The following is a 20,844-nucleotide window of genomic DNA, read 5'->3' on the forward strand; positions in this document are numbered from 1 at the left end:
CGTGATGTCGGGCGCGGAGGCCCGCGCCGGAACGCGGAGGCCCCTCACAGGAATCTCGTAGGGGGCGCTCCGCGGGAGAGGGTGTGACAGGGGACCCTCGGATTCCCGTTATCCTTGAGCGTCCCCACCCGTCCCGTCACCGCCTGGAGTCACGTCGTGCGCATCGATCTGCACACCCACTCCACGGCGTCCGACGGCACGGACACCCCGGCCGAGCTGGTGCGGAACGCGGCCGCCGCGGGGCTGGACGTCGTCGCGCTGACCGACCATGACACCACCCGCGGCCACGCCGAGGCGATCGCCGCACTGCCCGAGGGGCTCACCCTCGTCACCGGCGCCGAGCTCTCCTGCCGCATCGACGGCATCAGCATGCACATGCTGGCCTACCTGTTCGACCCCGAGGAGCCCGCGCTGCTCGCCGAGCGCGAGCTGGTGCGGGACGACCGCGTGCCGCGCGCCCAGGGCATGATCGCCAAGCTCCAGGAGCTCGGCGTGCCGATCACCTGGGAGCAGGTGGCGCGCATCGCGGGCGACGGCTCCGTGGGTCGGCCGCACGTCGCTTCCGCGCTGGTCGAGCTGGGTGTCGTGGACAGCGTCTCCGACGCCTTCACCGAGGAGTGGCTGGCCGACGGCGGCCGCGCCTACGTCCCCAAGCACGAGACCGACCCGTTCGAGGCGATCCGGCTGATCAAGGGTGCGGGCGGCGTCGCCGTCTTCGCGCACCCGGCCGCCGCCAAGCGGGGCCGGACCGTGCCGGAGTCCGTGATGGCGGAACTCACCACCGCGGGGCTCGACGGTATCGAGGTCGACCACATGGACCACGACCCGGAGACCCGGGCGCGGTTGCGGGGGCTCGCGGCCGAGCTGGGACTGCTCGCCACGGGGTCGTCCGACTACCACGGCAGCCGGAAGACGTGCGTGCTCGGGGAGTTCACGACCGATCCCGAGGTGTACGGGGAGATCACTCGGCGGGCTACCGGCGCGTTTCCGGTGCCGGGCGCCGGAGGCAGCGCCCGCGTGTAGTTCCCCGCTCCTGTCCAGGCACCCGGCGCTGCCGGCTGTGCCCATCTGTTCCGCCCCGCGGAACGACCGCCCACAGCGGTAGCGGCATCCACTGCCCTGCTGCCGTCCTGCTTTCATCACCCCAGCAAGGCCACACCTGTGTTCGACGTCGCCGTCTTCGGCTCCCTCTTCCTGACCCTTTTTGTCATCATGGATCCCCCCGGGATCACCCCGATCTTTCTCGCGCTGACCGCCGGGCGCCCCGCCAAAGTGCAGAAGCGGATGGCCTTCCAGGCCGTCTGTGTGGCGGGTGGCGTGATCGCAGTGTTCGGGCTGCTCGGGCACCAGATCCTGGACTACCTGCACGTCTCCGTGCCCGCCTTGATGATCGCGGGCGGGCTGCTGCTCCTGCTGATCGCCCTCGACCTGCTGACCGGTAAGACGGACGAACCGCAGCAGACCAAGGATGTGAACGTCGCCCTCGTGCCCCTGGGTATGCCGCTGCTCGCCGGCCCGGGCGCGATCGTCTCCGTGATCCTGGCGGTGCAGAAGGCCGACACCGTCGCCACGCAGGTGTCGGTGTGGAGCGCGATCCTCGCCATCCATGTGGTGCTGTGGCTGGTCATGCGCTACTCGCTGCTGATCATCCGTGTCATCAAGGACGGCGGTGTCGTGCTGGTGACCCGGCTCGCGGGCATGATGCTCTCCGCGATCGCGGTGCAGCAGATCATCAACGGCGTCATGCAGGTGATCCGGACCGCGTGAGCCGTATGGCCCAGGCGCACGCAGAGCCCCGCACGGCAACCGTTGCCGTGCGGGGCTCTGAAGTCTGAAAGACGCGTCAGTCCGAAAAATGCGTCCGCGCTGTTACGAGGCGGACGAGTCGGCCGGGCGGATCCACAGTCGCTGCCCGATGGCGGCGGCCTGCTGAACGATCCGGTTGACGGAGGCGGCGTCTACAACGGTGCTGTCCACGGGCGTGCCGTCGACATCGTCGAGTCGCATGATTTCGAAGCGCATGGGCTTCTCCCTTCGTCTGGTCATCCTCCTGCGGAGAACTACTCGTGGTGGCGCGCAGGGCATCGGTGCCCCCGCTTCCGTACGTATTCAACGGGGTGCGTGTTACAAACATTCCCTACGCTAAGGAAATTTTTCGAGAACCTAATTACCGACTGGTAAGCGGTATGGCGGAGACTGAACGGGGCCAGTTGTGTTCGCAGCGTGACCGCCGGGACAATGGAGGCGATGAACGACGACCTCGCGGCGCTCGGCGCCCGCATCGACCGCACGAACGAGCTGCTGCACCGAATGCTCGCCGAGGTGGCGAAGACGCCCTCGACCCACGCGATCTTCGTCGATGCCGGATATCTCTACGCGGCCGCGGGGCGGCTCGTCGCCGGGACGGAGGACCGCCGTTCCTTCGACCTGGACACCGAAGGCCTCATCGAGGCGCTCATCGACCGGGCCCGCACGATCTTCGCGGACAGCAGGCTGTTGCGCGTCTACTGGTACGACGGCGCCCGCCGCCGTATCCACACCTCGGAACAGCAGGCGATCGCCGAACTCCCGGACGTGAAGGTGCGGTTGGGCAACCTCAACGCCAACAACCAACAAAAGGGCGTCGATTCACTCATCAGGTCCGACCTGGAGTCCCTCGCCCGGCACCGCGCCATCAGCGACGCCGCGCTGCTCGGCGGAGACGAGGACCTGGTCTCGGCGGTCGAGGCGGCGCAGGGGTACGGGGCCCGGGTCCACCTTTGGGGGATCGAGGCGCCCGAGGGCCGCAACCAGGCCGAGCCGCTGCTCTGGGAGGTCGACAGCCAGCGGACCTTCGACCTCGACTTCTTCAAGCCCTATGTGTCACGGCGGACCGCCCTCTCGTACGACGCGGCGGCGGCGAGCCGTCCCACGCGCGACGACGTGCGCTTCGTGGGCGCGCAGGTCGCCGCGAAGTGGCTGGCCGCGCGGGGGCGGGAGTCACTGGCTGAACTCCTGCCCGGGCATCCCTATCTCCCCGGCTCGGTCGACCAGGATCTGCTGGTCGAGGCCGAGGGGCTCCTCCAGTACTCCCTGCGCGGACAGGCGGACCTGCGTCGGGCGCTCCGGGACGGCTTCTGGGAGCACCTGCAGGCGCAGTACTAGTAACCGGTGGCCACGCCGCTCGCTACTGCTTCGCGTTCCAGAACTCGATCAGGGCGCGCGCCGTCTCCGGCGGGTTGTCCGTGTTGGGGGAGTGCTCCGCTCCCGGGACGACCGTGCGCTTGGCCTGGAGTCGTACGGCCATCTCGTCCAGCAGGGTGATCGGCCAGGTGTCGTCGAGCGCGCCGGAGAGCACATGCTTCGGCAGGGGGACGGCGGCCAGTTCGGCGACGCGATCGGGTTCGGTGCACAGTTGGCGGCCCGTGGCGATGAGCTGGGCCGGGCTGTTGGCCAGCCAGCGGCGCCGTAGGTCGTCGAGGTCGTCGAGCCCCGGGTCGAGCCCGCCGGCGTCGGTCTCCTCGGGCGGCTCCATCGACCGCATCGCCTCCCACACCTCGGCCATGCTCATCACGGCGAGCGCGTCGCGCAGCAGCTTGACGCGCTGCTGCTGGGATATGGAGATCTGGGCGGGGCCCGAGGACATGAGGGTCAGCGAGAGGAAGGGGGAGGAGTCCAGGAGCACGGCGGCGCGGGAGATCTGGCCGCCGAGTGAGTGCCCCACGAGGTGCACGTGAGTGCCGAGGGCGGCGGTCTGCGCGAGCACGTCCTGCGCCAACTCGCCCTGTGCGTACGCCGATTCGTCGTCCTTGGGCCCCTCGGTCTCGAACTGCCCGCGCCCGTCCACGGCGACCGTCCGATACCCCTCACGCGCCAACGGCTCATGCAGCGCGATGAAGTCCTCCTTGCTCCCGGTGAACCCCGGCAGCAGGAGGGCGGTTCCCTTTGGGTGCCCCTGCGGGGCGGCGTCGAGCACGGCGAACTCACCGCGGGCGGTGGGGAGCCGGTAGGCACGGACTCCGGCGGGCGGGATGAAGCTGGGCGGCCTGCTCATGCCCCCGAGGTTATCGGGCGGCGTTGGCGAGCGCTCTGTGGGTGGGCGTGGGGGGTGGTTTTCCGCCTCCGCTGAAAGGGGCGCGGGGAACTGCGCGACAAGCCCCCACAGGCCCGCACCAAAAGAACAACCACGGGGGGCTGGGGGACGAAGCCCCCCAGATACGGGACAGGTAGGGGTGGCGGGGGCGAAAGACCGATGGCCCGGCCCCACCAAAAGGCGGGACCGGGCCATCGGACAGAGGATCAGCTCTCCGCGGACTCCGCGGCAACCGCGGCCTTGCGGGTGCGGCGACGCACCGGCTTGGCCTCGGCGTCCTCGGCAGCCGGCTGAGCGGGAATCTCGGCGTCGACGGCCTTGCGGGTGCGGCGACGCACGGGCTTGGCCTCGGCGGCTTCGGCGGTGTCCACGGCAGCGGCGGCCTTGGCCCGCGTCCGGCGCGGCTTGGCCTCCGCCTCGGTCGCGACCTCGGCCCCGTCCACGACGGCGACCGCGGCCTTGCGCGTACGACGGGCCTTGGCCGGAGCCTCGGCAACGCCCTCCGCGGTCTCCACGGCAGCCTCCGCGGCCTTGCGGGTGCGGCGACGCACCGGCTTGGCCTCGGCGTCCTCGGCAGCCGCCTGAGCGGGAATCTCGGCGTCGACGGCCTTGCGGGTGCGGCGACGCACGGGCTTGGCCTCGGCGGCTTCGGCGGTGTCCACGGCAGCGGCGGCCTTGGCCCGCGTCCGGCGCGGCTTGGCCTCCGCCTCGGTCACGGCCTCCGACACGGCCTCGACCGTCTCGACAACGGCCTCCGCGGCCTTGCGCGTACGACGACGCACCGGCTTGGCCACGGTCTCCGCGGCCTCCGACACGGCCTCGACCGTGTCGACGACGGCCTCCGCGGCCTTGCGGGTCCGGCGACGCACCGGCTTGGCCGGCGCCTCGGCGACATTCGCGGCGACGGTCTCGACCGCGACGGGGGCGGTCGTCTCCACGGTCTCCGCGGCGTCCACGGACTGCACCGTCTCGACCGGCTCCGCCGTCTTGCGGGTCCGACGACGGCGCGGCTTGGCCGGCTCGTCGACGACACCCTCGGCCGTCGCCACAGCGGCGTCCGCGGCCTCGTTCACCGAGGGCACCGACGCGACCGCCTCCGACGCCGCCCCGGCGCGCGTACGGCGACGACGCCGCGGCGTACGGGACTCGACGGCCTCGTTGGCCTCGGCGGAGGCGGACTCCGTCGTTGCCTCGGCAGCCGGAGACACGGACGTCTCCTCCAGCGGCGCACCGTTGCGCGTACGACGGCGACGACGCGGCGCGCGCTCGGCGGACGGCGCCGAGGAGCGGTCACCACGATCACTGCGATCACTGCGATCCCCGCGGCCACCGCGACCGCGCGGGCCGCGCCCACCGGTCTCGCCGAGGTCCTCGACCTCCTCGGCCGCGAGCCCGGCGCGGGTGCGCTCGGAACGCGGCAGGACGCCCTTGGTGCCGGCCGGGATGCCCAGCTCCTCGAAGAGGTGCGGGGACGTGGAGTACGTCTCCGGCGGGTCGTTGAAGCCGAGGTCCAGCGCCTTGTTGATCAGCTGCCAGCGCGGGATGTCGTCCCAGTCGACGAGGGTGATCGCGATGCCCTTGGCGCCCGCGCGGCCCGTACGGCCGATGCGGTGCAGGTACGTCTTCTCGTCCTCGGGGGACTGGTAGTTGATGACGTGGGTGACGCCCTCGACGTCGATGCCGCGCGCGGCGACGTCGGTGCAGACGAGGACGTCGACCTTGCCGTTGCGGAAGGCGCGCAGCGCCTGCTCGCGGGCGCCCTGGCCGAGGTCGCCGTGGACCGCGCCGGAGGCGAAGCCGCGCTGCTGCAGCTGGTCGGCGAGGTCCGCCGCCGTCCGCTTGGTGCGGCAGAACACCATGGCGAGTCCGCGACCGTCGGCCTGCAGTATGCGGGCGACCAGCTCCGGCTTGTCCATGTTGTGCGCGCGGTAGACGAACTGCGCGGTGTTCGCGACGGTCGCACCCTCGTCGTCCGGCGCCGTTGCGCGGATGTGCGTGGGCTGCGACATGTAGCGGCGCGCGAGACCGATGACCGCACCCGGCATGGTCGCCGAGAAGAGCATCGTCTGACGGCGGGCCGGCAGCATGTTCATGATCTTCTCGACGTCGGGCAGGAAGCCCAGGTCGAGCATCTCGTCGGCCTCGTCGAGGACGAGCGCCTTGATGTGCTTGAGGTTGAGCTTCTTCTGGCCCGCGAGGTCCAGCAGCCGCCCGGGGGTGCCGACGATGACGTCGACGCCCTTCTTGAGGGCCTCGACCTGCGGCTCGTACGCCCGGCCGCCGTAAATGGCGAGAACGCGTACGTTGCGGACCTTGCCCGCGGTCAGCAGGTCGTTGGTGACCTGGGTGCACAGCTCGCGCGTCGGGACGACGACGAGGGCCTGCGGGGCGTCGGTGAGCTGCTCGGGCTTGGCCCGGCCCGCCTCGACGTCCGCGGGGACGGTGACGCGCTCCAGAAGCGGAAGGCCGAAGCCCAGCGTCTTGCCGGTGCCGGTCTTGGCCTGGCCGATGACGTCGGTGCCGGACAGGGCAACGGGGAGCGTCATCTCTTGAATGGGGAAGGGATTGATGATGCCGACGGCCTCAAGGGCTTCGGCCGTCTCGGAAAGGATCCCGAGCTCTCGGAAAGTCGTAGTCAGGGTGCTGCCTCTTCTGTGTACGCGGTGCGAGGCGAGCGCGGGGGGTCGTGTCGGGACCGTGCCGGGGGGACGTCGGCCGCTCTTGACCAGCGGGCCGGGGTGGCATGGGACCACTGCCGACGCTCGAGCGCTCGTACCGCTGAGGGTCCCTCCGTATCGTCAGTACGCAATGTGCCGTACGGACGAGGAGGGCTGTCGGGTCGGAGCCGATCGGGCCACCGACCGGGCATCCTCATTCGTGCGGCCCGTCGAATACTCGCCGGGCGCATTACCACCATACCCTGGAATCGCGCACATGCGATGGCCGATTTGGTCACGTACTCGTCGTCACACTGATTGACCAGGGACTTCCCCGCCGCGGTGAGCGGGCTATTGTGCGCTTCATGACGACGCCTGACAACGCCGCTGACACACCCGCCGAGGCCGCCGACGACACCGCTCCCGCGGCCACCGGAGTCGCCGCCCAGGACTGGGACACGGCCTCCGCCGACCCTCAGTACCGCGCCGCGCTCGTGGACCTGCTCGGAGCGCTCGCGTACGGCGAGCTCGCGGCGTTCGAGCGGCTCGCCGAGGACGCCAAGCTGGCGCCGACGCTGAGCGACAAGGCGGAGCTGGCGAAGATGGCGTCGGCCGAGTTCCACCACTTCGAGCAGCTCAGGGACCGCCTCGCGGCGATCGGCGCCGAGCCGACACAGGCGATGGAGCCGTTCGTCGCCGCGCTGGACGGCTTCCACAAGCAGACGGCGCCCTCGGACTGGCTGGAGGGCCTCGTCAAGGCCTACGTCGGCGACTCGATCGCCAGCGACTTCTACCGGGAGGTCGCGGCGCGGCTCGACTCCGACACGCGGCGGCTCGTCCTCGCCGTCCTCGACGACACCGGGCACGCCAGCTTCGCCATCGAGAAGGTGCGCGCCGCGATCGACGCGGACCCGCGTGTGGGCGGCCGACTGGCGCTGTGGGCGCGCCGTCTGATGGGCGAGGCCCTGTCCCAGTCGCAGCGCGTGGTCGCCGACCGTGACGCCTTGTCGACCATGCTCGTGGGCGGTGTCGCGGACGGCTTCGACCTCGCGGAGGTCGGCCGGATGTTCTCGCGGATCACCGAGGCGCACACGAAGCGGATGGCCGCACTGGGGCTGGCGGCCTAAGCGCGCGGCTTGGGGCCGTTGGGGTCGTTGGGGCCGTTGGGGTTCTTGGGGTTCTTACGGAACGGGTTACGCGGTCGCCGAGCGGCGGCGAAAGCGTTCCTCCGGACGGAGCAGCAGGGAGAGCAGGGCCGCGGAAACCGCCGCGGCGCCGAGCAGGATCACCAGGAAGTGGCCGGTGCCCAGTGCGGTGTGCGTCAGGAAGGCACCGAACAGGGCTCCGGCGACTCCGGTCGACAGGACCAGGCTGCGGGCCGGCAGCCGATGCGGCAGCCGGTACGCAGCGGCCCACGCCAGCGCGAGACCGAGCAACGCGGAGCCGAGCGCTTCCAAGAACATGGTGGGGGTCCCTCCCGCACGGCCGGTGCAAATCGGTCGTAGCCGGTCTTACCCGTGACGTGCGGAATGCAATCCTCCCCTGTGACCGATCTGTACTCCATCTGTGTGAGCCAAGGGGCTCGCTGCGGATGAAGGGCTGCCCCGACCTGCAGGCGAAGGGTTGCTCCGCTGAGCGGGCGAGGGGAAGGCCCACTGCGGGCGAAGCATCGCCCCGCCGTGCGAGCGAAGGGCGGCCGCGCCATGCAGGCGAAGGACCGGCTGCGCCGTGCGTGCGAAGGACCGGCTGCGCCGTGCGTGCGAAGGACCGGCTGCGCCGTGCATGCGAAGTATCGAGCGCGCCGTGCGTGCGAAGGGCCCGGTGGCTGTGCCACCGGGCCCTCATGCTTCTGCTGTCGCTCGCTCCACCTACAGCGCGCTGAATCCCACCTTGCGCTGCGTGGGCTCACCGAGCTCCACATACGCCAGGCGGTCGGCCGGAACCAGGACCTTGCGGCCGTGGTCGTCCACGAGGCTCAGCAGCTGCGACTTGCCGGCCAGCGCTTCGGACACCGCGCGCTCGACCTCTTCCGGGGTCTGACCGCTCTCCAGAACGATCTCGCGGGGCGCGTGCTGCACGCCGATCTTGACCTCCACGGCTTTGTCCCTCCGACGGTCAGTGATGTGCGCGTGTGTCCGCGCCGTACGCAGCACACATTAGCCCGGTGAGGGGACGTACACGCTCCGCCCAAGAACGCCAGGAGCGAACAGCGGACGGGAACAAAGTGGCGGTCAGTGATGATCCGTGCCGTGCAGCGGGAAACCGGCGATGCCCCGCCAGGCCAGCGAGGTCAGCAGCTGAACCGCCTGGTCGCGCGGGACGCTGCGGTCACTGTGCAGCCAGGAGCGGGCCACCACCTGGGCGAGGCCGCCGAGGCCGGAGGCGAGGAGCATCGACTCGGCGCGCGACAGGCCCGTGTCCTCCGCGATGACCTCGCAGATCGCCTCCGCGCACTCGTGCGTCACCTTGTCGACGCGCTCGCGGACCGCGGGCTCGTTGGTCAGGTCCGACTCGAAGACCAGACGGAAGGCGCCGCCGTCGTCCTCGACGTACGCGAAGTAGGCGTCCATCGTCGCGCGGACACGCAGCTTGTTGTCCGTGGTGGACGCGAGCGCGGTTCGCACCGCGTGGAGCAGCGACTCGCAGTGCTGGTCCAGCAGGGCGAGGTACAGATCGAGCTTGCCCGGGAAGTGCTGGTAGAGGACCGGCTTGCTGACGCCCGCGCGCTCGGCGATGTCGTCCATGGCGGCCGAGTGGTACCCCTGCGCAACGAAAACTTCCTGGGCGGCGCCGAGGAGCTGGTTGCGTCGGGCACGGCGCGGCAGGCGAGTGCCCCGCGGGCGTGCCGCCTCTGTCTGCTCGATGGCTGTCACGCCGCCTCCCAAAATTGTCCACATGCGGTGTGCGCCGCGCGGCCATCGTACTTTTCGGTAACCCTGGTGTGCGCGGTGCGAGCGCAGAATTTCACGGACCGGACGCGGGCGATAGTGGCGCAATGCCTGCAGAACGGGGTGAGAAGGGCGCTACGCCGCCCCCACTGGCCTGATCAGCGGCGTCCCGTCGCGGGCGGTCGCCCTTGTTGATCAACGATATGGATCAACGGCATGCGGTCCCGTTGATCACCGGTAGTCGTCCTCGTTGAGTCGTACGACCCTTGCCTGCTCGGCGAGATCCGCCTCGTTGGCGTTCAGGGGGTCGCCGGCGGGCTGGGGGTCGACGTCATCGACGGGGTCCAGTTCGGTGACCTGCTCGGCGGCGGCGGCTTCCGGAGCCTCCGCGTCGAGAATTTGCCGAAACTGGTCGTTGAAGGTCTCGGGGTCTGTCGGGTCGACTGTCATGGTTCCTCTTCCCGAGCGGGGCGAGTGCGCTCCTGTGTGCGTACGAGTGCCCTCGTCTGAAGCCTAGGAGACACCCGATCGGGGCGCTATGCCATCCGCTCGCGATCTGTGACGGCGAACACACGAACCACTGCGTGATCGTCTCGTAACATTGCCGCATGTCTTCGACCGAGCTGCCGCCCGTGCTGGCCACCGCTGTCACACCGAGGGTCGGTGCCGTCAGGGTCGCGGCGGGGGAGCGGCTGCGATCGGTGGGGCTGCCGGGGATCACCCTGACGATCCGGTCCAGACCGCCGGAGCGGGAGGGGCTGCCGCCCGCGCTGTACGTGCACGGCCTGGGCGGTTCCTCGCAGAACTGGTCGGGGCTGATGCCGCTGCTCGACGGGATCGTGGACAGCGAGGCCGTGGACCTGCCGGGCTTCGGGGACTCGCCGCCGCCGGACGACGGGAACTACTCGGTCACGGGTCACGCGCGCGCGGTCATCCGCTATCTCGACGCGGCCGGGCGCGGTCCCGTGCACCTCTTCGGGAACTCGCTCGGCGGGGCCGTCGCAACGCGCGTCGCGGCCGTACGCCCCGATCTCGTCCGTACGCTCACGCTGATCTCGCCCGCGCTCCCGGAGATCCGGGCACAGCGCACCGCCTGGCCGACCGCGCTGCTCGCGGTGCCCGGTGTGGCGCGGCTGTTCACCAGGCTCACCAAGGAGTGGAGCGCCGAGCAGCGCGTACGCGGGGTCATGGCGCTCTGTTACGGGGATCCCAGCATCGTGACGCCCGAGGCGTTCCGCGAGGCGGTCGAGGAGTTGGAGCGGCGGCTGGCCCTCCCGTACTTCTGGGACGCCATGACGCGCTCGTCGCGCGGGCTGGTGAACGCGTACACGCTGGGCGGCCAGCACGGGCTGTGGCGCCAGGCCGAGCGCGTGCTCGCGCCGACCCTGCTCATCTACGGCGGCCGCGACCAACTCGTCGGCTACCGCATGGCCCAGCGCGCGGCCCGCGCCTTCCGCGACGCCCGGCTGCTGTCCCTGCCGGAGGCGGGGCATGTCGCGATGATGGAGTATCCGGAGACCGTGGCCACGGCCTTCCGTGAACTCCTCGCGGACACAGGCGAGTCGGCCTCTTCGTCCGCTGCCGGCGCGGGGAGCTGAGGCGGGGCGTGGGACGTCACAGCCGTCGGGGGCGGGCAGGCAAGACCGATACCTCCGAGATACCCGCGGTTCCGGCGCAGGACGCGGCAAGGGCCCCGGCGCCGGGACCCGCTCCCTCTCTTCGTACGGCGACTCCGCCTCCGGGCGCGCCGGGTCCGCGGCCTCCGCTGGGCGGGACCCCCGCACGCGGGGTGCCGCGTTTCCCGGACGGAACACCGGCACAGGGTGTGCCCCGCTTCCCGGACGGGACGCCCCTGCACGGTGTGCCACGTCTTCCCGACGGGACTCCCGCGCACGGCATCCCGCGCATGGCCGACGGGACCCCCGCACGCGGGGTGCCGCGTTTCCCGGACGGAACACCGGCACAGGGTGGTGTGCCACGTCTTCCCGACGGGACTCCCGCGCACGGCGTCCCCCGTTTCCCTGACGGAACCCCCGCCCACGGTGTCCCCCGAGTGCGTGGCGGTCACCCCGAGCAGCGTGAACCGGGCGGCGGCTGGGGCGAGTTCAGCGGCGGTGGGCCGCAGACCGCGCCGCCGGGGGCACCGCAAGGCGCTCCGCACGGCGTGCCGCCCGGCCGTCCCGGGCCCCGGATCCCCCGTCAGCGCCAGGAGCCCGGGCAGGGCCCCCGGCAGTCCTACGTCGACGCCTTCGACGGTGACGCGGACGAGGACGTCGACGTCTTCGCGCCCCGCGACGCAGCGGGTCACCGCATCGACCCGTACAGCTCCGTCACGGACTGGGACACGGAGGCCGACGAGAAGCCGCTGCCCGAGGTCGAGGAGCCGCCGAAGGGCAAGGCGGTCAAGGGGCGGGCGTTCACCGGGATCGCGGCGGCCGCCGTCACCACGGTGCTGGCCGTCGTCGTGGCCGGGCAGGTCGCCACCGGGCGGCAGGACGCCGACGCGAGCGCGCGGTCCGCCGGCGGCAACGGCCGGGAGACCCACGACTCCGCCTCGCGCGGGGACGACCGGCCGACCCAGTCGGGGACACCGGGCGCGACGACACTGACGTACGACCAGAAGATGGCCAAGAAGTACGCGCTCGGCGCGACGCTCATGGGGTCCGGGAAGTTCGACGCGGTCCTCGGCTTCGACAAGGCGCCGGGCAAGGGCCGCAAGTACACCTATCGCGTCGACGTGGAGCAGGGCCTCGGCCTGGACGGCGCCCTCTTCGCGCAGGCCGTGCAGAAGACCCTGAACGACGACCGGAGTTGGGCCCACAACGGCGGCCGCACCTTCGAGCGGATCTCTTCCGGCAAGCCCGACTTCGTGATCACGCTGGCGAGCCCGGGCACAACCGCCAAGTGGTGCGCCAAGTCGGGGCTCGACACGACGGAGGACAACGTGTCGTGCGACTCCGCGTCGACCGACCGCGTCATGATCAACGCGTACCGCTGGGCCCAGGGCTCCAAGACCTACGGTGACCGAATTCACGCGTACCGGCAGATGCTGATCAACCACGAGGTCGGCCACCGGCTCGGATACGGCCACGTCACCTGCGACAAAGACGGCGAACTCGCCCCCGTCATGCAGCAGCAGACCAAGTTCCTCGACCACGACGGGATCCACTGCAAGGCCAACCCCTGGCCTTATCCCGGGAGTTGACAGAGACCCCACAGGTCACGTTGACATGCGGCGAAAGTTCGTTCATATTTCTCCGCATGTCGCCTCGTCACGTCTCCGCCCGCGCCGCCATTGAGCTGGCGCTGATCGGCGTGACCGCGCTCTGCGTGGCAGACATTCACTGTCGCTGACGCCCGCCCCTGGCGAGTGCGTCGCTTTCTCCCGTGCTGTCCGTGCGCCCCGTAGCGGCGCGCGGGTCTCTTTCGGTCCGGTCAATCCTGGTCTCTCTCGGTCGGATGCCGACGCCTGACGCCTTGGGCGAGCTCTGCGCTCTTCCGTCTCACTCTGCGTCAATCCGTCTCACCATCCGAGAGGTCGTCTTTCGATGCGTCATCCGTCCGTCATAGCGCGCCGCGTGGCCGCGGCATCCGTCAGCCTGGTCGTGGCAGCGGGCGCCGCCGCCTGCGGGCCGAAGGACAACGATGCCAAGAGCTCCGGTGGCGACGCCAAGCCGCAGAAGGGCGGCACGCTCACCGTCCTGAACGCGAACCCGCAGGAGGACTTCGACCCGGCGCGGCTCTACACCTCCGGCGGCGGCAACGTCCCCTCCCTCGTCTTCCGCACGCTCACCACGCGCAACCGTGAGAGCGGTGCCGCGGGCGCCGAGGTCGTTCCCGACCTCGCCACGGACACCGGCCGCCCGAGCGAGAACGCGACCGTGTGGACGTACACCCTGAAGAAGGGGCTCAAGTACGAGGACGGCGCGCCGATCACCTCCGCCGACATCAAGTACGGCATCGAGCGCTCCTTCGCCGCCGAACTCTCCGGTGGCGCCCCCTACTTGAGGGACTGGCTGATCGGCGGCGCCGACTATCAGGGCCCGTACAAGGACAAGAAGGGCCTCGACTCGATCGAGACGCCGGACGACCTGACCATCGTCTTCCACCTCAACAAGCCCGAGGGCGAGTTCCCTTACCTGGCCACGCAGACGCAGTTCACGCCCGTGCCGAAGGCCAAGGACAACGGCACCAAGTACGAGGAGCATCCGATCTCGTCGGGTCCCTACAAGGTCGTCAAGAACGAGAACGACGGCGAGCGGCTGACCCTGGAGCGCAACACGTACTGGTCCGCGTCGACCGACGCCGAGCGCAAGGCCTACCCGGACAAGATCGACGTACGGTCGGGTCTGGACTCGTCCGTGATCAACCAGCGGCTGTCCGCGTCCCAGGGAGCGGACGCCACCGCTGTCACGACGGACACCAACCTCGGCCCCGCCGAGCTCGCCAAGGTGACGGGTGACAAGGAGCTCGCTTCGCGCGTCGGAACCGGACACTTCGGCTACACGAACTACATCGCCTTCAACCCGAAGGTGAAGCCCTTCAACAACCCCAAGGTGCGCCAGGCGATCTCGTACGCCATCGACCGTACGTCAGTGATCAACGCGGCGGGCGGCTCGTCGCTCGCCGAGCCCGCGACGACGTACCTGCCGAACCAGAAGTCCTTCGGCTACACGCCGTACGACCTCTTCCCGGCGGGCAAGTCCGGCACCCCGGCCAAGGCCAAGGAACTGCTGAAGGAGGCCGGTTACAAGAACGGGCTCACCATCACGCTCACGCACTCCAACGACAAGGACTTCGAGACCAGCCCGGAGATCGCGACCGCCATCCAGGACGCCCTGAAGAAGGCCGGGATCACGGTCAAGCTCCAGGGTCTGGAGATCAACGACTACAAGGACAAGATCCACAGTGTCAAGACCGAGCCGGGCTTCTTCCTCGCCCACTGGGGCGCCGACTGGCCCTCGGGCGGCCCGTTCCTGGCCCCGATCTTCGACGGCCGGCAGATCGTCAAGGACGGCGCCAACTTCAACACCAGCTTCCTCAATGACAAGTCGGTCAATGACGAGATTGACGCGATCAACAAGTTGACGAATCTTGACGAGGCCGCCAAGCGCTGGGGTGCACTGGACAAGAAGATCGGCGAGCAGGCCCTGACCGTGCCGCTGTTCCACCCCGTCTACAAGCGGCTGTACGGCAGCGCCGTCAAGAACATCGTCATCAGCGACTGGACCGGTGTTCTGGACATCTCCCAGGTCGCGGTGAAGTAGCACCGTGAGCGAGGCACTTGTCGCCTCTCGGGCCCCCGGGACGGACGCGTCCGTCCCGGGGGCCTCAGGGGCTCGTCAGTTCTGGCGGCGGCTGCGCGCGCAGCGTGCCGCCCTGGTCGCGGCGGGAATCGTCGCGCTGCTCGTCCTGGTCGCGCTCGCCGCGCCGCTGCTCACGGCGATCGAGGGCCAGGACCCGACCACGTATCACCCTTCGTTGATCGACTCGGCGCGTGGCGGCGTGCCCGTCGGATCGCTCGGCGGCATCGGCGGCGACCACTGGCTCGGCGTCGAACCGCAGACCGGGCGCGATCTGTTCGCACGGCTCGTGTACGGCGCCCGGGTCTCCCTGGGCGTCGCACTGGCGGCGACACTGGTGCAGGTCTTCATCGGTGTCGTGGTGGGCGTCGCGGCCGCGCTCGGGAACCGATGGGTTGATCAACTGTTGAGCCGCGCCACCGACATCATCGTCGCGATGCCACTGATGATCATGTCACTGGCGCTGCTGGCCATCGTGCCCAGCAGTTTCCCGCGGCCCGTGCTGGTCGCTCTTGTCATCGGCCTGATCGCCTGGGGCAACATCGCGAAGATCGTGCGCGCTCAGACGCTCACCCTCAAGGAGCTCGACTACGTCTCCGCCGCCCGGCTCAGCGGCTGGGGCGCCTGGCGGATCGCCCGCCGTGAGCTGCTGCCCGGCCTTGCCGCGCCCGTCATCACCTACTCCGCCCTCCTCGTACCGCAGAACATCAGCGTCGAGGCCGCCCTGTCGTTCCTCGGAGTCGGCGTGAAACCGCCGACGCCGTCGTGGGGGCAGATGCTCACCTCCGCCGACGTCTGGTATCAGGCGGCGCCGCAGTACCTGCTGCTGCCCGCCGGCGCGCTGTTCGTCACCGTTCTCGCCCTGACCGTCCTCGGCGACGGCGTGCGCACCGCACTCGACCCGCGTGCGGCCTCGCGCCTGCGCGTCGGTACGGGGCGCAGGCGCGAGGCGAAGGCGGACGCGGGGGCGAGCGCGGACGCCACGACGGCGGACGCGAGCGCCGGGACGGCCGACGCGCGCCATGGGACGGCGGACGCGAGCGCGACGAAGGAGGTCAAGGCGTGAACGGCTTCGGCGGCTTCGTGCTGCGCCGCGCCATCGGCACCGTGGTCACCCTGTTCGCCATCTCGTTGATCATCTACCTGGTCTTCTACGCCACCCCCGGCAACGTCGCCCAGATCACCTGCGGCCCGCGGTGCTCGCCCGTCCAGGTCCACCAGGTCGCCCAGCAACTGCACCTCGACGACCCGCTGTACGTGCGCTACTGGCACTTCCTTCAGGGCATCGTCGTCGGCCAGGACTACTCGACCGGTACGTCGTTGCAGCACTGCTCGGCGCCCTGCCTCGGCCTGTCGTACCAGACCGATCAGCAGGTCACGCAGCTGATCCTGACGAAGCTGCCGGTCAGCCTCTCGCTGGTGTTCGGCGCGATGGTGCTGTGGCTGGTTCTCGGCGTCGGCACCGGCGTGCTCTCCGCGTGGCGGCGCGGCCGGCTGAGCGAGCGTGTGCTGACCGGCATCACGCTCGCGGGCGTGGCCACTCCCGTCTTCGTGATCGGCTTGGTGCTGATGATCGTCGTCTGCGGCCAGCTGCAGCTGCTGCCCTTCCCGCAGTACGTCGACCTCACCGACGACCCCGAGCAGTGGGCGTGGAACCTGCTGCTGCCCTGGTTCTCGCTCGCCCTCATCGAGGCCGCCGCGTTCGCCCGGCTGACCAGGGCGTCGATGCTGGAGACGCTCGCCGAGGACCACATCAGGACCTTTCGCGCGTACGGCGTCGGTGAGCGGTCGATCATCGGGCGGCACGCGCTGCGCGGTGCGTTCGCGCCGGTCATCGCGCTGAACGCCAACAACGTCGGCTCGGCGGTCGGCGGAGCGGTGCTCACCGAGACGCTCTTCGGGCTCCCCGGCATCGGACAGGAGCTGGTGCATGCGGTGAACGTCGTCGACCTGCCGGTTGTGGTCGGCATGGTCCTGGTCATCGGCTTCTTCGTAGTTCTCGCCAATGCCGTCGCGGACGTGTTGTACGCGGTGGCCGACCGACGGGTGGTGCTCGCATGAGCCTGGTGGAAGTCACCGACCTGACGGTCGGATTCGGGTCGCTGCGCGCCGTCGACGGGCTCTCCTTCCGGCTGGAGAAAGGCGCCGCACTCGGCTTGGTCGGCGAGTCCGGCTCGGGCAAGTCGACTGTCGCGTCGTCCCTGTTGGGGCTGCACCGGGGGACGGGTGCCGTCGTCGGGGGCGCGGTGCGCGTGGCCGGCATCGACGTACAGGGGGGCTCCGACGAGGAACTGCGGCGGCTGCGCGGAGGGAAGGCCGCCATGGTCTTCCAGGACCCGCTGTCGTCCCTCGACCCGTACTACGCGGTCGGCGACCAGATCGCCGAGGTGTACCGGGTGCACGCGAAGGCGTCCCGGCGAGCGGCACGCGCGCGTGCCGTCGAGGTGCTCGACCGCGTCGGCATTCCGGACGCGGCCCGTCGCGCCCGCTCGCGCCCGCACGAGTTCAGCGGCGGCATGCGCCAACGCGCCCTCATCGCCATGGCCCTGGCCTGCGAACCCGACCTGCTGATCGCCGACGAGCCGACCACCGCTCTCGACGTGACCGTCCAGGCCCAGATCCTCGACCTCCTGTACACCCTGCGGGAGGAGACCGGGATGGGCCTGCTGCTGGTCACGCACGACGTCGGGGTCGCCGCCGAGAGCGTGGACGAGATCCTCGTCATGCGCCACGGCCGCACGGTCGAACACGGGCCGGTCGCAACGGTTCTCGGGGCGCCCCGGCAGACGTACACGCAGGAGCTTCTGGGTGCGGTGCCGCGCGTGGACGCGCGGCGTGAGTCGGAGGGTGGCGTGTCGGACGGTGGCGTGCCGGGCGAGGTCGTCCTCGAAGCGGTGGACCTGCGACGCGAGTTCGGCCACGGGAAGCGGCAGTTCGCGGCCGTCGACGACGTGTCGCTCGCGATCCACCGGGGCGAGACCCTCGGCATCGTCGGTGAGAGCGGCAGCGGGAAGACGACGCTGGGCCGGATGCTCGTGGGGCTCCTGGAGCCCACGGCCGGCGCGGTCCGCTACGAGGGGCGCGCGCAGTCCGGCGTGAACCCCTCCGTGCAGATGGTCTTCCAGGACCCCGTCTCCTCGCTCAACCCCCGGCGCAGCGTGGGCGAGTCCATCGCCGACCCGCTGCGGGCGCGCGGCGAACGGGACGAGGGGCGCATTCGGAGGCGGGTACGGGAACTCCTTGAGCGCGTGGGGCTCGAAGCGGCGCACTACGACCGCTACCCGCACGAGTTCAGCGGCGGACAGCGCCAGCGCGTCGGCATCGCGCGGGCGCTCGCCGCCGAACCGCGCGTCATCGTGTGCGACGAGCCGGTCTCCGCGCTCGACGTCACCACTCAGGCCCAAGTGGTGGCTCTACTCGGCGAGTTGCAGCGGGAACTGGGACTCGCTCTGGTGTTCGTGGCGCACGACCTCGCGGTCGTACGCCAGGTCAGCGACCGGGTGGCGGTGATGCGGCGCGGGCGAATCGTCGAGTACGGGCCCGCCGACGAGGTGTACGAATCCCCGCGGGACCCCTACACCAAGCAGCTGCTGGCCGCCGTACCGGCTCTCGACCCGGAGGTCGCGACACGGCGCCGCACGGCCCGAAGGGAGCTGACCGCGGCGTGAGCCGCCCCCACGGCGTGAGCGGGACCGACGGCGTGAGCGGGACCGACGGTGTGAGCGGGACCGACGGTTTGAGCGGGACCGACGGTGTGAGCGGGACCGCGGGTCTGTCAGAGGAGGACGACCTGGGTTTGAGCCTAACGAAACGTAACTGCTTGATCCCTTAGCGCGACGGAACGCGGCCCGCACGGGAAAGTTACGACCGTTCACCCCTTTTGGTGGCGCGATGGACAACCGTCCGTCGCGCCACCGTCATGTCCGCATACGTTCGTCCCGCTGCGAGCCGCCGGGTCAACGGCGGCTCCCCATACGGGAGATCGGGGGTGTAATCGTGCGCATCGGACTGTTGACGGAGGGTGGCTATCCGTATGTGAGCGGTGACGCCAGACTCTGGTGCGACCGGCTCGTGCGCGGGCTCGGGCAGCACGAGTTCGACATCTACGCGCTCAGCCGCAGCGAGCGGCAGGAGGACGAGGGCTGGATCCAGCTGCCGCCCCAGGTCAGCCGGGTGCGGACGGCACCGCTGTGGACCGCCGAGGACGACGGGGTGGTGTACGGGCGGCGGGCGCGCAGGCGGTTCGCCGACGCCTACGGGGAGCTGGCCGCGGCGATCTGCGAGGGTCCGGGGACTCCCGACGCCGACGTGAGGGCACCCGGCGGACCGGGGGTTTCCGGTCGTGCGGGAGCTCCTGGGGGCTCGGCGGCATCCGGCGGTGTTGAGGCGGACCGTTTCGGCAGTGCCCTGTACGGGCTCGCCGAACTAGCCCGGGACGAGGGCGGCCTGGTCGGAGCGCTGCGCTCCGAGGGGGCCGTGCGCGCGTTGGAGCGCGCCTGTCGTGCGCCCGGCGCATTACGCGCCGCCCGCACCGCGCGCGTACCCGATCTGCTCGCCGTCGCCGCCCATGTCGAGCGCGCGCTGCGCCCCCTCTCGCTGGACTGGTACGAGGACGACGGGCTCGACTCGGTCGACCTGTGCCACGCCGCGGCCGGCGGCGCGGCGGCGCTGCCCGGCCTTCTAGCCCGGCACTTCTCCGGCGTACCACTGCTGGTCACGGAGTACGGGGTGCAGTTGCGGGCGCATTACCTGGCCGCCGCCACTGTCGGGGAGGTCCCCGCCGTGCGGGCGCTGCTCGCCGCGTTCCACGGCAGGCTCGCCGCCGAGGTCTACCGAGCGGCCGCGCTCATCACGCCCGGCAACACGCACGCCCGTCGCTGGCAGGAGCGCTGCGGCGCCGACCGCGCCAAGCTGCGCACCGTCTATCCCGGCATGGAGGCGTCCCGCTTCGCGGAGGTGGGGGAGAGCGCGGAGGGCAGCAGGTGCGCGGACCCGGACACGCTGGTGTGGGTCGGCCGCATCGAACCGGCCAAGGACCTGATCTCGCTGCTGCACTCCTTCGCGGAGATCCGCAAGGAGGAACCGAAGACCCGGCTGCGGATCGTCGGCGCGCCCGCCGAGGGGCCGGAGGGCGCGACCTATCTGGCCCACTGCAAGGCGCTGGCCGCGCAACTCTTCCCCGACGAGGCGGAGGGCGTGCACGCGGTCGGTGACAACCCGGTGTCCTTCGAGGAGATCGGCGGCCCGGAGGTCCCGAGCCTCGCGGAGGCGTACGCCTCCGGAGTGGTGATCGTCCTGTCCAGCGTGGTCGAGGGTTTTCCGATCAGCCTCGTCGAGGCCATGTTCTGCGGCCGCGCCACGGTCTCCACGGACGTGGGCGCCGTCGTCGAGGTCATCGGCGGTACGGGTCTTGTCGTGCCGCCACGCAATCCGCGGGCGCTCGCCGAGGCATGCGTGGCGCTGCTGCGCGACTCGGAGCGCCGAGAGCGCCTGGGTGCGGCTGCCCGCGCACGCGCCCTCGAACTCTTCACCGTCGAGCAGAACATCGCGGCATTTCACGGCATTTACCTGGAGATCGTCTCGCACTCTCCGGTACGCCGGGTGGTCGTGGACGACGGGGGTGAGCCGCTGCCCTTCGGAGTGCCGGCCGAGGCCCACGTCCCCGGCCGCTGGACCGAGACCCGCCTCATGGCCGCGGGCCGACCACGCTGGGCGGCCGGGACGCCGGTGCGGGCCACGGTTCCCCTGGTCGCGGGGGAGGGCGCGTGATGAGCGAACTCGGAGCACTGGACCACCCAGGGAGGCCGAACAGCCCCGGCGCCTGGGACGCGCGGTCGCAGGAGTGGATTGTGACGGGGGTCGGGGAGATGGGCGCAACGGCGGAAGGGATGTTCGAGGGGGCCGGCATCGCGGGCCGGGCCGGG

General features: G+C 70.7%; 19 protein-coding genes. 12 read left to right on the forward strand and 7 right to left on the reverse strand.

Annotation, left to right across the window (positions count from 1 at the left end):
* Nucleotides 1-156 precede the first annotated feature (156 nt).
* Complete coding sequence (locus tag ACIBK0_RS31505) at nucleotides 157-1,023, forward strand: PHP domain-containing protein (RefSeq protein ID WP_399087383.1); 867 nt, start codon at nucleotides 157-159, stop codon at nucleotides 1,021-1,023.
* A 138-nt stretch (nucleotides 1,024-1,161) separates the two neighbouring features.
* Nucleotides 1,162-1,767: a MarC family protein gene (locus ACIBK0_RS31510; protein ID WP_399087385.1), complete on the forward strand. Its 606-nt coding sequence runs from the start codon at nucleotides 1,162-1,164 to the stop codon at nucleotides 1,765-1,767.
* A 102-nt stretch (nucleotides 1,768-1,869) separates the two neighbouring features.
* On the opposite strand, the gene ACIBK0_RS31515 is transcribed toward ACIBK0_RS31510, so the two are convergent.
* Nucleotides 1,870-2,022, reverse strand: coding sequence for a hypothetical protein (locus tag ACIBK0_RS31515; protein WP_105968294.1), 153 nt, complete (start codon nucleotides 2,020-2,022; stop codon nucleotides 1,870-1,872).
* Between the two features lie 225 nt (nucleotides 2,023-2,247).
* Here ACIBK0_RS31515 and ACIBK0_RS31520 point away from each other — a divergent pair, with 225 nt between their 5' ends.
* The gene (locus ACIBK0_RS31520) at nucleotides 2,248-3,144 is read left to right on the forward strand and encodes an NYN domain-containing protein (RefSeq protein WP_399087387.1); all 897 of its coding nucleotides are present in this window, start codon (nucleotides 2,248-2,250) and stop codon (nucleotides 3,142-3,144) included.
* Between the two features lie 22 nt (nucleotides 3,145-3,166).
* Here the strand turns inward: ACIBK0_RS31520 and ACIBK0_RS31525 are convergent, their stop codons facing one another.
* Together ACIBK0_RS31525 and ACIBK0_RS31530 are read right to left on the reverse strand one after the other, a co-directional pair.
* Nucleotides 3,167-4,033, reverse strand: a complete 867-nt coding sequence (locus tag ACIBK0_RS31525; protein WP_399087389.1) for an alpha/beta fold hydrolase — start codon at nucleotides 4,031-4,033, stop codon at nucleotides 3,167-3,169.
* Nucleotides 4,034-4,278: 245 nt separating this feature from the next.
* A complete protein-coding gene (locus ACIBK0_RS31530) occupies nucleotides 4,279-6,618 on the reverse strand; it encodes a DEAD/DEAH box helicase (RefSeq protein ID WP_399087391.1) in 2,340 nt (779 codons plus the stop codon).
* Between the two features lie 476 nt (nucleotides 6,619-7,094).
* Here ACIBK0_RS31530 and ACIBK0_RS31535 point away from each other — a divergent pair, with 476 nt between their 5' ends.
* Nucleotides 7,095-7,856 carry a ferritin-like fold-containing protein gene (locus ACIBK0_RS31535; RefSeq protein ID WP_399087393.1) on the forward strand — a complete coding sequence of 254 codons (762 nt, stop codon included), beginning with the start codon at nucleotides 7,095-7,097 and terminating at the stop codon, nucleotides 7,854-7,856.
* A gap of 66 nt (nucleotides 7,857-7,922) precedes the next feature.
* Here ACIBK0_RS31535 and ACIBK0_RS31540 read toward each other — a convergent pair whose 3' ends face one another.
* The 4 genes from ACIBK0_RS31540 to ACIBK0_RS31555 all read right to left on the reverse strand — a co-directional run bounded on the left by ACIBK0_RS31540 (nucleotide 7,923) and on the right by ACIBK0_RS31555 (nucleotide 10,067).
* Nucleotides 7,923-8,192 carry a hypothetical protein gene (locus tag ACIBK0_RS31540; protein WP_399087395.1) on the reverse strand — a complete coding sequence of 90 codons (270 nt, stop codon included), beginning with the start codon at nucleotides 8,190-8,192 and terminating at the stop codon, nucleotides 7,923-7,925.
* Nucleotides 8,193-8,597: 405 nt separating this feature from the next.
* Entirely contained in the window at nucleotides 8,598-8,825 is a 228-nt protein-coding gene (locus tag ACIBK0_RS31545) for a DUF3107 domain-containing protein (protein WP_028801993.1), read from the reverse strand.
* A 135-nt stretch (nucleotides 8,826-8,960) separates the two neighbouring features.
* On the reverse strand, nucleotides 8,961-9,602 hold the full coding sequence (locus ACIBK0_RS31550) for a TetR/AcrR family transcriptional regulator (RefSeq protein WP_399087397.1): 642 nt from the start codon (nucleotides 9,600-9,602) through the stop codon (nucleotides 8,961-8,963).
* A gap of 246 nt (nucleotides 9,603-9,848) precedes the next feature.
* Nucleotides 9,849-10,067, reverse strand: coding sequence for a hypothetical protein (locus ACIBK0_RS31555; protein ID WP_399087399.1), 219 nt, complete (start codon nucleotides 10,065-10,067; stop codon nucleotides 9,849-9,851).
* Between the two features lie 158 nt (nucleotides 10,068-10,225).
* Between ACIBK0_RS31555 and ACIBK0_RS31560 the strand changes: the two genes are divergently transcribed.
* From ACIBK0_RS31560 to ACIBK0_RS31595, 8 genes are all read left to right on the forward strand, one after another.
* Entirely contained in the window at nucleotides 10,226-11,215 is a 990-nt protein-coding gene (locus ACIBK0_RS31560; RefSeq protein ID WP_399087401.1) for an alpha/beta fold hydrolase, read from the forward strand.
* An 8-nt stretch (nucleotides 11,216-11,223) separates the two neighbouring features.
* Nucleotides 11,224-12,822 carry a DUF3152 domain-containing protein gene (locus tag ACIBK0_RS31565; RefSeq protein ID WP_399087403.1) on the forward strand — a complete coding sequence of 533 codons (1,599 nt, stop codon included), beginning with the start codon at nucleotides 11,224-11,226 and terminating at the stop codon, nucleotides 12,820-12,822.
* A 56-nt stretch (nucleotides 12,823-12,878) separates the two neighbouring features.
* Complete coding sequence (locus tag ACIBK0_RS31570; protein ID WP_324608112.1) at nucleotides 12,879-12,971, forward strand: Ms4533A family Cys-rich leader peptide; 93 nt, start codon at nucleotides 12,879-12,881, stop codon at nucleotides 12,969-12,971.
* A 194-nt stretch (nucleotides 12,972-13,165) separates the two neighbouring features.
* Complete coding sequence (locus tag ACIBK0_RS31575; RefSeq protein WP_399087406.1) at nucleotides 13,166-14,884, forward strand: ABC transporter substrate-binding protein; 1,719 nt, start codon at nucleotides 13,166-13,168, stop codon at nucleotides 14,882-14,884.
* A gap of 4 nt (nucleotides 14,885-14,888) precedes the next feature.
* Nucleotides 14,889-15,986 carry an ABC transporter permease gene (locus tag ACIBK0_RS31580; RefSeq protein WP_399087408.1) on the forward strand — a complete coding sequence of 366 codons (1,098 nt, stop codon included), beginning with the start codon at nucleotides 14,889-14,891 and terminating at the stop codon, nucleotides 15,984-15,986.
* Nucleotides 15,983-16,981 (forward strand): ABC transporter permease, encoded by a 999-nt coding sequence (locus tag ACIBK0_RS31585; RefSeq protein WP_399087410.1) that lies wholly within the window; start codon nucleotides 15,983-15,985, stop codon nucleotides 16,979-16,981. The genes ACIBK0_RS31580 and ACIBK0_RS31585 overlap by 4 nt, the downstream gene beginning before the upstream one ends.
* Nucleotides 16,978-18,588, forward strand: coding sequence for a dipeptide ABC transporter ATP-binding protein (locus ACIBK0_RS31590; protein ID WP_399087412.1), 1,611 nt, complete (start codon nucleotides 16,978-16,980; stop codon nucleotides 18,586-18,588). Before ACIBK0_RS31585 ends, ACIBK0_RS31590 begins: the two co-directional genes overlap by 4 nt.
* Before the next feature lie 328 nt (nucleotides 18,589-18,916).
* A complete protein-coding gene (locus tag ACIBK0_RS31595; RefSeq protein ID WP_399087414.1) occupies nucleotides 18,917-20,689 on the forward strand; it encodes a DUF3492 domain-containing protein in 1,773 nt (590 codons plus the stop codon).
* Nucleotides 20,690-20,844 lie beyond the last annotated feature (155 nt).

The sequence above is a fragment of the Streptomyces sp. NPDC050564 genome (genome assembly GCF_044457265.1).
GTDB lineage: Bacteria > Actinomycetota > Actinomycetes > Streptomycetales > Streptomycetaceae > Streptomyces.

Excerpts from the sequence above, each read along its gene's own strand:
- ACIBK0_RS31575 (WP_399087406.1), top strand. The coding sequence starts at position 13,166 with ATGCGTCATCCGTCCGTCATAGCGCGCCGCGTGGCCGCGGCATCCGTC.
- ACIBK0_RS31590 (WP_399087412.1), top strand. The coding sequence starts at position 16,978 with ATGAGCCTGGTGGAAGTCACCGACCTGACGGTCGGATTCGGGTCGCTG.
- ACIBK0_RS31520 (WP_399087387.1), top strand. The coding sequence starts at position 2,248 with ATGAACGACGACCTCGCGGCGCTCGGCGCCCGCATCGACCGCACGAAC.
- ACIBK0_RS31525 (WP_399087389.1), bottom strand. The coding sequence starts at position 4,033 with ATGAGCAGGCCGCCCAGCTTCATCCCGCCCGCCGGAGTCCGTGCCTAC.
- ACIBK0_RS31530 (WP_399087391.1), bottom strand. The coding sequence starts at position 6,618 with ATGACGCTCCCCGTTGCCCTGTCCGGCACCGACGTCATCGGCCAGGCC.
- ACIBK0_RS31570 (WP_324608112.1), top strand. The coding sequence starts at position 12,879 with ATGTCGCCTCGTCACGTCTCCGCCCGCGCCGCCATTGAGCTGGCGCTG.
- ACIBK0_RS31515 (WP_105968294.1), bottom strand. The coding sequence starts at position 2,022 with ATGCGCTTCGAAATCATGCGACTCGACGATGTCGACGGCACGCCCGTG.
- ACIBK0_RS31540 (WP_399087395.1), bottom strand. The coding sequence starts at position 8,192 with ATGTTCTTGGAAGCGCTCGGCTCCGCGTTGCTCGGTCTCGCGCTGGCG.
- ACIBK0_RS31535 (WP_399087393.1), top strand. The coding sequence starts at position 7,095 with ATGACGACGCCTGACAACGCCGCTGACACACCCGCCGAGGCCGCCGAC.
- ACIBK0_RS31560 (WP_399087401.1), top strand. The coding sequence starts at position 10,226 with ATGTCTTCGACCGAGCTGCCGCCCGTGCTGGCCACCGCTGTCACACCG.
- ACIBK0_RS31555 (WP_399087399.1), bottom strand. The coding sequence starts at position 10,067 with ATGACAGTCGACCCGACAGACCCCGAGACCTTCAACGACCAGTTTCGG.